We start from the raw sequence: 11,773 nt of genomic DNA, 5'->3' as shown, positions 1-11,773 counted from the left end.
CTCCTTCTTCGCAGGTGTGCCGTGCTGACCTGTCACTGCTGGTCTGTCACTGCTGGTAGACGCCGACCTCGTACAGCGAGTAGCCCCACTCCGTGCCGCGTTCGGTGAGGTTGAGCCGCACGTACCGGCCGCTGCCCTGGACGTCGAGGCTGTCGACGCCGCCGTTGCCGCCCGTGACCGTCCGGACCGTGGTCCAGGTGTTCCCGTCGTTCGACGTCTGCACCTGGTAGGACTTGCCGTAGGCCGTCTCCCAGACGAGCTGCACGTGGTCGAACGACTGCACCGACCCGAGGTCCACCTGCCACCACGCCGACGGGCCCCACTCGCTGGCCCACCGCGTCGTGGCGTCGCCGTCGACGGCGCGGCCGGGCGTCCAGTCGCCGTTCCACGGGTCGAAGCTCGAGGCCGTCGCCGTCTTGCCGCGCGCGATGTTCGTCCCGTCGACCGGCGGCGCGACGACGCGGAACGACCTCGTCTCCACGCCCACGTTGCCGTGCCCGTCCTCGGCGAACACATAGACCTTCCAGACGCCGAGCATCTCGGGTGCCGTGACCCGGAACGTGCCCGGCGCCGTCTGCGTGAACTGCGCCTGCGCGATGCCGCCCGCGTTGTTGACGTACTTGCTGTTCAGCATCACGTTGGCGTCGATCGGGTCGCCGTCGGGGTCGGTCACGTCCACGCCGACCGTGAACTCCTCGCCCGCGGACACTGCCGTCGCGCCCTGGACGTTCATCGCGGTGATGCGCGGCGGGGTGTTCATGCCGGAGGTGTCGACGCCCCAGGCACGCGCGATCGAGTAGTAGCCGAGGCGCCGGTTGTCACCGGGGATCACGTTGAACCACACGCCGCCGAAGTCGCCCTCGATGCCGTAGTGGAAGAACGTGGCGCCCAGCGCGACGCCGTCGTGCTCCCGCAGGCAGCGCCACGAGTCGACGTACGCCTGCTCCTTCTCGAGGTCGGTGGGCTCGTCCGGGACGCCGTTGGCGTCGTCCGGCACCTCCCACTCACCGGCCGCGCCGCCCTCCGTGATGAGGTACGGCCGGTCGTAGCCGCCGGCCTCCCAGGCCGCGGGCACGTTGCACAGATCGCCGTACGCGTTGACCGAGAGCAGGTCCAGGTCGGGGGCGTTGCGCTCGATGTACGGCCAGGCGCCCACCCAGGCGTCCGTGCTCGTGGTCGGGTGGTTCGGGTCGGCCTGGTGCACGGCCACGCTCACCTCGTTGACGAATGCCGCGTACGCGTTGCGGATCTGCTCCAGGTCGGTGCCCGAGTAGCAGTTCTGCAGGCCGAGCAGCGACTCGTTGCCGATGTTCCACATGAGCACGCCCGGGTGGTCCTTGTACGCCGCGACCTGACTGAGGATGTCCGCCTTGGTGTTCGCCTTGTAGGTGGCGTCGGTTCGGTAGTCGATGCAGCCGCCCGACCCCGGGCCGCCGCCGGGCAGCAGCCAGAAGCCCATCACGACGCGGACGTCGTGCGCCGCGGCCGAGTCCAGGAGCTGGCGGGTGTCCGCGCCTGTGCCCCAGGTGCGGATCGTGTTGGCGCCCATCGCCGTGAGCGTCGGCATGTAGTGGTCGGCCGTGCTGAACGCCGGGCCCCAGGTGAAGCCGCGGACCGTGTACGGCTGCCCGTCCACCTGGAGGTCCCAGTCACCGCTGCCGCCCACCACCTCGACGGTGCTCGGGCCCGAGTCCCGGACCGGGACGTTCGGGTGGCCCGGGTCCACGTAGGCGGGCCCGCCCGGATCGGTGCTGCCACCGGCCTCGCCGAAGACGCGCAGCTCCCACAGCGAGTTGCCGTACCCGCCCGAGCGGGCGGTCGACAGGAGCCGCACGTACCGGGCCGTTCCCTCGACGTCGAACGCGTCGGTGCCGCCGTCGCCCGACGTGGTCGAGTACACGGTGGACCACGCGGTGCCGTCCGCCGAGACCTGGAACTGGTACGCCGTCGAGTACGCGGCCTCCCACACCAGCTCGACACGGTCGAGCGCGGCCGAGCGGCCCAGGTCGACCCGGATCCACTGCGGGTCGCTGAACTCGCTGGCCCAGCGGGTGGTCAGGTCGCCGTCGACGGCGGCGCTCGCGGGCGTGTAGTCGGGGTTCTCCACCGACGACGCCGTCGCGGGCCGGCCCTGCGACAGCAGGACCGGTTCGGCCTGCGCCGTCGTGGCGGGCACGACGAGCGCCGCCGTGGCCAGCAGCCCGGCCGCCAGGGCCGCGACGGTGGCGCGCCCGTGCCTGGTCCGGGTGGCGTGCGCGGTGCGTCGGGGGCCGGCGACCGGCGTACCGGGTGATCCGGTGGTGGTCATGGTGTTCCTCTCCGTCCGCTGCGCGGCCGGGCAGAGCGGCCGTGGCGCGGTTCGTCGTTGAGCCTGCGAGCGCGACGCTCCGGTGCGTCGCGAGTGGGAGAGCGCTCTTACCCGGCTCATCCTCGACCCGTGCTCGGTCGAGCGTCAAGGGTCTGGGACCCCTTGTCAGGCACTGTTTATCGGCTTGATCACCTGCTTTGTTAGCACCTGGTGCACCTTGGTTAACCCCAACCCGAGTGGAGAGGTCACCCGGCGCGGCTCATTCGGAGAGCGCTCTTACTCTGTTACCGTCGGCCTGTGAGCAAGGACCCGCGGCGTGCGGCGCCGACCCTGGAGGACGTGGCGAAGGTCGCCGGCGTCTCGCGCGCGACCGTGTCCCGCGTCATCAACGGCAAGCGCAAGGTGGCGCCGGCGGTCCAGGAGGTCGTGCTGGAGGCGGTGGCCGAGACGGGCTACGTGCCCAACCGGGCCGCGCGGTCCCTGGTGACGCGCCGCACCGGCACGGTCGCCGTCGTCATCTCGGGTGCGGACGCCGATCCCGAGGGGGAGCTCGACCTCTCGGGCGTCTTCTCGGACCCGTTCTTCGGGCGGGTGGTCGGGTCGCTCGTGCGGACGCTGCGCCCGCACGACGTGCACCCGGTCCTGATGTTCGCCGACGACGAGCAGACCCGGGCCCAGGTCGTCTCCTACCTGCGGTTCGGCAACGCGGACGGCGCCCTGCTGGTCTCCACCTACGCGGACGACCCGCTCCCCGAGGGGCTGATCGGCACCGGCCGCCCGATCGTGCTCTTCGCGCGGCCCGGACACCCGATCCCGGCCAGCTACGTCGACCTCGCCAACGCCGACGGCGCTCGCCTGGCCGCGAACCACCTGCTCGACCGGGGCCGCCGCGCGCTCGGCGTGATCTCGGGGCCGCTTGACGTGCCCTCCGCCCGGGACCGCCTGGAGGGCTTCCGCGACGCGGCGGCCCGGCGCGGGCACGCGTTCGTCCCGAGCGTCGCGGGGTCGTTCACGTTCGAGAGCGGTGAGGCGGCGATGGCCGAGCTGCTCACCGTGGCCCCGGACCTGGACGGGATCTTCGTCTCGAACGACCTCATGGCCCAGGGCGCGATCCACGTGCTGCAGGCCAACGGCCGGCGTGTGCCCGACGACGTCGCGATCGTCGGTTTCGACGACAGCCCCGTCGCCGTGCAGACCCGGCCCCGGCTGACGACCGTCCGTCAGCCCGTGGAGCAGATGGCCCAGGAGATGGCGCGGATGCTGCTGGAGCAGATCGACGCCGACGAGCCGGCGGTGCGCTCGTCGATCTTCGAGCCGACGCTGGTGGTGCGGGACTCGGCGTGAGCGGCTGGGGGCTCCGGGCGGGTGGGGGCTTGGTGGTGTGGTGTGTGGTGGGTGCTGTGTGGTGGGTGCTGGGAGTGGTGCTGGGCGCGGCGGCGTGGTGCTGAGGGCTGCTGGGCGTGATGCTGGCCGCAACGGTGGCGTGTTCGGTCCGTTGCCCCGAGATCGGCCCGTCGATGGACCGATCTCGAAGCAGCCGACCGAACACGTGCGGCAACTGACCGAATACGTGCGGCAGCCGACCGAACACGCGCGGCAACTGACCGAACATGCGCGGCGGCAGACCGAGCACGCGGCAGCTGAACGAACACCACCCGCGGCAGTCGACCGAACACGCGCGACGGCAGGCCGACACGCGGCAGCCGACCGAACACCACCCGCGGCAACTGACCGAACATGCGCGGCAGTAGACCGAACCTGCGGCAGCCGACCGAAACCGCCGCCGCAGACCGAAACCGCCGCCGCAGACCGGTCCGGGGCAACGGACCGAACTGGGCGGCAACAGGCCGAACCCCCCGCTGTCGTCTCCCGCCCGGCACGTACGGGTACCCGTGTGGGAATCCCTCACGACCCGGCTGCACGTACCTTGCTAGGTTCCTGAACAAATCGGTCGCCGTCGTCCGCGGCGGCCCAGGACCCGAAGCGAGGTGGTTCCCCATGAGATCTCGTCGCGTACCGCTCTTCGTCACCAGCCTTGTCGCCGCGCTCCTCACCGCAGGTGCCGTGGCAGTCCCCGGTGCGGCCGCGCCCGTCGCCGACGCCCCGGCTCCCGCCCCGGCCGCGGTCGCCGACTGCACCGCCGCCGCCTGGAGCAGCAGCGCCGTCTATGTCGGCGGCAACCTGGTCACCTACGGCGGCGCGGCCTGGCGCGCCAAGTGGTGGACCCAGGGGGAGACACCCGGCACCACGGGTGAGTGGGGCGTCTGGGAGCGCGTCGGCACGTGCGACGGCGGCGAGCCGCCTGTCGACCCGCCCGGCACCGACGCGTTCCCGGTGAGCCAGGCCCAGTTCAACTCGTTCTTCCCGAACCGGAACTCGTTCTACACCTACGCGGGCCTCGTCGACGCGCTCAGCGCGTACCCCGGGTTCGCCAACAGCGGCAGCGAGACCGTCCAGAAGCGTGAGGCGGCCGCCTTCCTCGCCAACGTCTCCCACGAGACCGGCGGTCTGGTGCACATCGTCGAGCAGAACACCGCCAACTACCCGCACTACTGCGACACGACCCAGCCCTACGGCTGCCCGGCTGGCCACGACAAGTACTACGGCCGTGGCCCGGTCCAGCTCAGCTGGAACTTCAACTACAAGGCGGCGGGCGACGCCCTCGGCATCGACCTGCTCAACAACCCGAACCTGGTGCAGACCAACTCGGCCATCGCCTGGAAGACCGGCCTCTGGTACTGGAACACGCAGAACGGTCCGGGCACCATGACGCCGCACAACGCGATCGTCAACGGCGCGGGCTTCGGTGAGACCATCCGCAGCATCAACGGCGCCATCGAGTGCAACGGCGGCAACCCGGCACAGGTCCAGAGCCGGGTCGACACCTACCTGCGCTTCACGAGCGCCCTGGGCGTGGACCCGGGCGGCAACCTCTACTGCTGACCCCCTGCCGACCATGTGGTTGCTGCCAGATCAAGACCCGTCCTGGCAGCAACCACATGGTCAGCTCTCCGAGCCGGTCCGAGCCGGTCCGAGCCGGTCCGAGCCGGTCCGAGCAGGCCTGGCCGGCCTGGCCGACCCGAGCCGCCCGGCCGATGTCCAGGCCGCCACGGTCTTCGTGCCACGATGACCCCATGCCTCTCGCACCCCGGTATCTCGCAGCCGACGACCGCTACGAGACCATGACCTACCGCCGCACCGGACGCTCCGGGCTCGACCTGCCCGCGCTGTCCCTGGGGCTGTGGCACAACTTCGGCGACACCAGCCCGTTCGACACCCAGCGCGCCATCCTGCGCCGTGCCCTCGACCTGGGCGTCACGCACTTCGACCTGGCCAACAACTACGGCCCGCCCTACGGCTCCGCCGAGGAGAACTTCGGCCGGCACCTCGCCGCCGACCTGCGGCCCTACCGCGACGAGCTGGTCCTGTCCACGAAGGCGGGCTACGACATGTGGCCCGGCCCGTACGGCGACCACGGCTCGCGCAAGTACCTGCTGGCCAGCCTGGACCAGTCGCTGACCCGCATGGGCGTCGACTACGTGGACGTCTTCTACCACCACCGGCCGGACCCCTCGACCCCGCTCGAGGAGACCATGGGTGCCCTGGCCTCGGCGGTCCGGCAGGGCAAGGCGCTGTACGTCGGCGTCTCCAACTACTCGCCGGCCCGTACGCGTGACGCCGCGCGGATCCTCGGCGAGCTGGGCGTGCCGCTGCTCATCCACCAGCCGTCCTACTCGATGTTCAACCGGCACATCGAGAACCCCGCGCACGAGGACGGCTACGACGGGGTGCAGAGCGAGGCCCTGCTCGACGTCGTCGGCGAGCTCGGCGTCGGCACCATCGTGTTCTCGCCGCTCCAGCAGGGCCTGCTGACCAACAAGTATCTCGCCGGTGCGGCCCCGGCCGGGTCCCGGGCGGCGCGCACCGACTCGCCGTTCCTCTCCGACCGCGCACTCACCGACGACTACCTGAGCCGCGCCAAGGCGCTCAACGAGATCGCCGCGGGACGCGGCCAGACCCTCGCGCAGCTCGCCCTCGCCTGGGTGCTGCGGGACGAGCGCGTGACGTCGGCACTGATCGGCGCGTCGTCGGTGGCGCAGCTCGAGGACAACGTCGCGGCGCTCGCGGCGGGCCCCCTCGGTGACGACGAGATCGCCGCGATCGAGCCCCTGGCGCGGCCGCTCGGCTGAACGGGCGGGCCGGCGCGGCGTCGCGTCCGGTGCCGCGCCGCCGATCCCACACACCCTGTTCGGCCGCACTTCACGGGAAGGTCGCGCCGAATCGACCCGTCGGGCGGACGATGAGGGCGACCGCCGCTCGACGGGGAGGGGTACTGGCAGGTACTGCACTCGCGAGAAGGAGCAACAAGCGTGCCCGAGACGAAGAGCGCCATCATCGTAGGGGCCGGCATGGTCGGTCTCTCCACCGCGTGGCACCTGCAGGAACGCGGCGTGGAGGTGACGATCCTCGACCGGCACGGCGTCGCGGCCGGGGCCTCCTGGGGCAACGCCGGGTGGCTCACGCCCGGCATGGCGATGCCGCTGGCCGACCCGTCGCTCTGGGCCTACGGCCCCCGGGCGATGCTCGACCCCGACGCCGCGCTCAGCGTGCCGTTCCGCTTCGACCGTGCCCTGTGGGGCTTCGTCGCGCGGTTCATGGCGCACGCGACGCCCGGCGCGTGGCAGCGCGCGATGGCCGCCCTCACGCCGATCGACCGGGTGGCGCTCGAGGCCTACGACGAGCTCGAGGCCGGTGGCGTGCACGCGACGTCCTACCCCAGCCGCTGGGTGGTCGCGTTCGAGCACGAGCGGCAGTCGGTCCCGTTCGTGCACGAGCTGCGCAACGTGGCCAAGGCCGGCCAGGAGGTGCGGCTCTCCCGGGTGCCCGACGGCGTCCGCGTGCCGCACCTCTCCCGAGCGGTGCGGTCGGTCTGGTCGCTCGAGGGGCAGCGGTACATCGAGCCCGGGCCGTACGTGGAGGCGCTGGCGACGTCGGTCAGCGCCCGCGGGGCGAAGGTGCTCACCGACGCCCGGGTCACGGCCGTGCGCGCGGTGCCGGGCGGCACCGAGGTCGCCGTGCACGGTCACGACACGGTGCGGGCCGACGCCGTCGTGGTCGCCACCGGGGCCTGGCTCCCCGAGCTGGTGCGCCCGCTGGGCGTCCGGACCCGGGTGCAGGCGGGACGGGGCTACTCGTTCAGCGTGCCGGTGGAGGGACCGCCGATCGACCACCCGGTGTACTTCCCGGCCCGGCGGGTGGCCTGCACGCCGTACCAGGGACGGCTGCGCGTGGCGGGCACCATGGAGTTCCGCGGGCCGGACGAGCCGTTCCAGCCCGGCCGTGTCCGGGCGATCGTGCGCTCGGTCCGCGACCTGTTCGAGGGCGTGGACCTGGACTCCCGGGCCGACGAGTGGGTGGGCTCCCGGCCGGTGACCCCGGACGGGCTGCCGCTCGTGGGCCGGACGGCCGCCCCGGGGGTCTACGTGGCCGGCGGTCACGGCATGTGGGGCATGGTGCTCGGGCCCGCGACCGGGCGGGCGCTGGCGGAGCAGATCACGACGGGGCGGACGCCCCAGGAGATCCTGCCCTTCGACCCGCTGCGGTGAGCGGGCCGGGGCGGCTCACCGCTGGTCCGCGGCGAGCCGCTCCAGCCCGTCGAGGATGAGGTCGAGGCCGAACTCGAACTCGGTCTGGTCGTCGCACCAGCCGAGGGTCTGGCCGGGTTCCTCATGGCCCACCTCCGCCAGCATCTCGACCATGTGCGGCACCTGGTCGGCCATCTGCTCCAGCAGTGCGGTGGCGGTGGCGTCGGCACCCTCGGTGGCGGCGCCACCGGCTGCGGAGTCCGCCGTGGCGCCGTCCGGTTCGAAGAGCTCCTGCGAGAACCCGAGGGCACGGCTGCCGAGGGCGTGCATGGCATGGTGGATCAGGTCGTACGAGAGGCCGCCGCGCCGCATCAGCCCGAGCAGCGAGTCGTAGTAGCGCACCACGTGCAGGCTGAACGACGTCCTCGACTCCAGGACGGTCGTGGCCCACGGGTGCCGCAGCAGGACGGCGCGCGCCGTGAGGATCTGCCGGCGCACGGCGGACCGCCAGGCGGACGGCGGCGCGTCGTCGGGCAGCGGGTCGAGCCGGCCCACGGCCTCCTGGATCTCCCCGGCGACGACGTCGACCACGCCGTCGAGCAGATCCTCCTTGTTCGAGACGTGGTGGTACAGCGACATCGCCTCGATGCCGAGCTCCCGGGCGAGGCTGCGCATCGTGAGCGCCCCGAGCCCGTCGCGGTCCGCGAGGGCGACGGCCGAGCCGAGCACGCGGGCGCGCGTCAGGGCGCTGCGTGGTGCGGTCGCCGCTCTCTGCCGGGAAGTCATCGTCCCGCGATCCTACGTCGCCCTTCACCCTTGACGCGGTGGTGCGCCGGCTCTACCTTACGGCGTAAGGCTTACAACGTAAGGCTGCGACCGGAAGGCGGTACGTCATGTGGGGCTGGATTCTCTGGACGCTCCTCGGGGTGGTGGCGCTGCTGCTGGCCGGCGTCCTCGCGATCGTGGTGGTCATGCGCTCGAAGAACCCGCGCGGACTCGGCATGGTCCGCCGGTTCAACCGGCGGTTCACCAACAGGCAGGCCATGCGGCACGCGGGGGAGGCCGGCTCGGAGTACGCGGTGGTCCGGCACGTCGGGCGCAGGTCGGGCGCCCCCTACGCGACCCCGATCGGGACCTACCCGGTGGGCGACGACTTCCTGGTCTTCCTCCCGTACGGCGCGGACGCCGACTGGGTGCGCAACATCCGCGCGGCGGGTACCGCGGAGCTGATGACCGACGGCCGGGTGCACCAGGTGACCCCGAGGGTGGTCGACGCGGCGGAGGCGCTGCCCCACCTGCCCGCCGGTGACCGCCGGATCGCCCGCCTCTTCCGCGTCACGGACTTCCTGGTGCTGGAGCGTGCGGCGGTCGCGTCGGGCGGCGCACGGTGAGGGGGACCTGGTGAGAGCCGTCGTCCGCGAGCGGTACGGGCCGGCCGACGTCCTGCGCGTGGCAGCCGTCGAGGTACCCGTGCCGGGCGGGGGTGAGGCCGTGGTCCGGGTCCGCGCCGCGTCGCTGAACACCGCCGACCTCGACCACCTGCTCGGTCGCCCGCGGATCGCCCGCATCGCCACCGGCCTGCGGCGGCCCGTGAACCGTCGCGTCGGCGTCGACCTGGCGGGCACGGTCGAGGCCGTCGGCCCGGGGGTCACCGCGTTCCGGCCGGGCGACCGTGTCTGGGCGGACCTGTTCGACAGCGGGCACGGCGCGCTCGCCGACCGGGTATGCGTGGCGGCGTCGGCCCTGACGCCGCTGCCCGGCGACGTGCCGTTCGACGTCGCCGCGACCGCACCGCACTCGGGCGCCCTCGCGCTGCAGGCCCTGCGCTCGGTCGGCCCGGTCCGGCCGGGCGAGCGGGTGCTGGTCAACGGTGCCGGCGGCTGCGTGGGCCCGTTCGCGGTGCAGCTGGCGAAGGCGCGGGGCGCCGTGGTCACCGCCGTCGACCACGGGGACAAGCTCCCGTTCCTCCGCGACCTGGGCGCCGACGAGGTGGTCGACCACACGCGCGAGGACGTCACCCGGGGCCGGCGCAGGTTCGACGTGGTGGTGGACATCGCCGACACGCGGTCGCTGCTGAGCCTCCGCAGGTGCCTGGCGCCCGGCGGCCGGTACGTGCTCGTAGCGCGGCGGATCGGGTCGTTCGCGGAGAAGGCCCTGCTCGGACCCGTGGTGGGCGGCCTCACGGGCGTCCGCATGGGCACGTTCGTCTGGCGCCCGAACCGCCGGTCCGACCTCGACGAGCTGGCCGCGCTGCTCGCCTCCGGCGGGGTACGGCCCGTCGTCGACCGGCGGTACCCCCTCGACGAGGCGGCGGAGGCCTTCCGGCGCCTGGCCTCCGGCGCGGCCCGCGGCAAGATCCTGGTGCTCCCGTGAGGGCCGGCCGGGCCCGGGCCGGGCCTCGCCACGGAGTGGGAGGATCCCTGTATGACGCAACGTCGCATCCTGATCCTCGCCGGCCGCGGACGGTACGAGGACCCCTGGCACGACCACGCGGCGACGTCGCACGCGGTCGCCGGCCTGATCGGTGACCTGGGCACCGTGGAGGTGCGCGGGCTGTTCCGGGACGCGCTCGACGACCTGGGCCCTGACGACCTGCTCGTGGTGAACAGCGGCACGGGCCGCCGGGACCCGGAGTTCGACGGTTCGGACGACGACTGGCTCGGCGTCCACGCCCGGCTCGCCGGCTGGGCGCGGTCCGGCGGCGCGCTGCTCGGCCTGCACCAGGCGGCCAACACGTTCTACGACGCTCCGGACTGGGAGGCGGTGCTGGGCGGCCGCTGGATCCCGGGCGAGTCGATGCACCCGCCGATCGGCGAGGCCCGCTTCGACCTGGCCCACGGGCATCCCGTCACGGACGGGCTGGCCGCCGTCGAGGCCTTCGACGAGCGGTACTGCCACCTCCGCACCACCCCGGACGCCCGGATCCTCGGCACCACACGGGACGACGACGGCGCCACCCACCCCGTCCTGTGGGTCACCGAGGCGCACGGAGGTCGCACGGTGTACTCGGCGCTCGGGCACGACGTCCGCTCCTACGCCGCGGAGAGCCACCGCGTGCTGCTGCGCCGGGCGGTGTCCTGGCTGCTCTCCTGACCACTTGACCTCAACCCTTGTTGAGGTTGTTGGCTGAGCCGCATGCAGATCACGAGCGTCGACACGGTGACCCGATCGATCGCGGAGACGGCCGCGTACTACGAGACGGTCCTCGGGCTGCCGGTCCGGAAGGAGATCCGGGCGGTGGAGGTCACGCTCGGTCGATCGGTCGTCCGGTTCCGCGAGGACCCGGACGCCGAGGGCGACCAGCACCTCGCGTTCCTCGTCGACGACGCGCGTCTCGACGCCGCCCGGGCCTTCCTCCAGGCCGGCCCCGGCCTCCTGGCCGACGGCGACCGCACCGAGTTCGAGGCGCAGCCCGCGTGGAACGCACGCTCGCTGTACTTCCCCGGTCCGGACCGGTCGGTCCTCGAGGTCATCGCCCGCCGTGATCTGCCCCAGCCGCTGAGCGCCGGGACCGCACCGGGGGCGAAGGCCTCGAGCCCGGCCGCACCCGGCGCTCAGCTCCTCCCGTTCGGCCCGGCGGACCTGCTGTCCGTGAGCGAGGTGGGCATCGCGGTGCCCGACGTCGTGGGCACCGCCGACCGGCTCGCCCGGGCGGGGATCGGCCGCTACCCCGACGGGTCGGCGACGTTCACCCCGGCGGGGCACGTCGACGGCATGCTGATCCTGGTGAGCCCGGGCCGGACCTGGTTCCCGACGTCCGACCGGGTGGCGGGCGAGCCGCCCGTCACCGTGGTCGCGCAGGCCGGGCCGGCCAGCCCCGGCGTCGTGCCCGGTCGGTACGAGCTGGCCCCGGGCCGCGTGCTGGTGGTGCGTCCGTAGG

10 protein-coding genes are annotated in these 11,773 nt (G+C 73.0%); 8 read left to right on the top strand and 2 right to left on the bottom strand.

From position 1 onward, the window contains the following. Window positions 1-46 precede the first annotated feature (46 nt). The gene (locus ACO229_RS19525) at window positions 47-2,308 is read right to left on the bottom strand and encodes a discoidin domain-containing protein (RefSeq protein ID WP_423462518.1); all 2,262 of its coding nucleotides are present in this window, start codon (window positions 2,306-2,308) and stop codon (window positions 47-49) included. Window positions 2,309-2,605: 297 nt separating this feature from the next. On the opposite strand from ACO229_RS19525, the gene ACO229_RS19520 reads away from it, so the two are divergent. The 4 genes from ACO229_RS19520 (at window position 2,606) to ACO229_RS19505 (ending at window position 7,914) form a co-directional block, all read left to right on the top strand. Beyond that, window positions 2,606-3,652 (top strand): LacI family DNA-binding transcriptional regulator, encoded by a 1,047-nt coding sequence (locus ACO229_RS19520; RefSeq protein ID WP_397412947.1) that lies wholly within the window; start codon window positions 2,606-2,608, stop codon window positions 3,650-3,652. Window positions 3,653-4,306: 654 nt separating this feature from the next. Next, on the top strand, window positions 4,307-5,251 hold the full coding sequence (locus ACO229_RS19515; protein ID WP_397433287.1) for a glycoside hydrolase family 19 protein: 945 nt from the start codon (window positions 4,307-4,309) through the stop codon (window positions 5,249-5,251). Window positions 5,252-5,442: 191 nt separating this feature from the next. Beyond that, window positions 5,443-6,498 carry an aldo/keto reductase gene (locus tag ACO229_RS19510; protein WP_423462517.1) on the top strand — a complete coding sequence of 352 codons (1,056 nt, stop codon included), beginning with the start codon at window positions 5,443-5,445 and terminating at the stop codon, window positions 6,496-6,498. Between the two features lie 180 nt (window positions 6,499-6,678). Next, window positions 6,679-7,914, top strand: a complete 1,236-nt coding sequence (locus tag ACO229_RS19505) for an NAD(P)/FAD-dependent oxidoreductase (RefSeq protein WP_423462516.1) — start codon at window positions 6,679-6,681, stop codon at window positions 7,912-7,914. Window positions 7,915-7,929: 15 nt separating this feature from the next. On the opposite strand, the gene ACO229_RS19500 is transcribed toward ACO229_RS19505, so the two are convergent. After that, entirely contained in the window at window positions 7,930-8,679 is a 750-nt protein-coding gene (locus ACO229_RS19500; RefSeq protein WP_423462515.1) for a TetR/AcrR family transcriptional regulator, read from the bottom strand. Between the two features lie 107 nt (window positions 8,680-8,786). Here ACO229_RS19500 and ACO229_RS19495 point away from each other — a divergent pair, with 107 nt between their 5' ends. Genes ACO229_RS19495 through ACO229_RS19480 form a run of 4 tightly spaced genes read left to right on the top strand, consistent with a single transcriptional unit; the run spans window position 8,787 to window position 11,772 of the window. Next, on the top strand, window positions 8,787-9,284 hold the full coding sequence (locus ACO229_RS19495) for a nitroreductase family deazaflavin-dependent oxidoreductase (RefSeq protein ID WP_423462514.1): 498 nt from the start codon (window positions 8,787-8,789) through the stop codon (window positions 9,282-9,284). Between the two features lie 10 nt (window positions 9,285-9,294). Further along, window positions 9,295-10,266 carry an NAD(P)-dependent alcohol dehydrogenase gene (locus ACO229_RS19490; RefSeq protein ID WP_423462513.1) on the top strand — a complete coding sequence of 324 codons (972 nt, stop codon included), beginning with the start codon at window positions 9,295-9,297 and terminating at the stop codon, window positions 10,264-10,266. 51 nt (window positions 10,267-10,317) lie between these two features. Continuing rightward, window positions 10,318-10,986: a ThuA domain-containing protein gene (locus tag ACO229_RS19485; RefSeq protein WP_423462512.1), complete on the top strand. Its 669-nt coding sequence runs from the start codon at window positions 10,318-10,320 to the stop codon at window positions 10,984-10,986. A gap of 42 nt (window positions 10,987-11,028) precedes the next feature. Continuing rightward, entirely contained in the window at window positions 11,029-11,772 is a 744-nt protein-coding gene (locus ACO229_RS19480) for a VOC family protein (protein WP_397433301.1), read from the top strand. Window position 11,773: the final 1 nt, after the last annotated feature.

It is taken from the genome of Promicromonospora sp. MS192, assembly GCF_049532985.1.
Taxonomy (GTDB): domain Bacteria; phylum Actinomycetota; class Actinomycetes; order Actinomycetales; family Cellulomonadaceae; genus Promicromonospora.
This window is presented reverse-complemented; position numbering and strand designations above follow the sequence as displayed.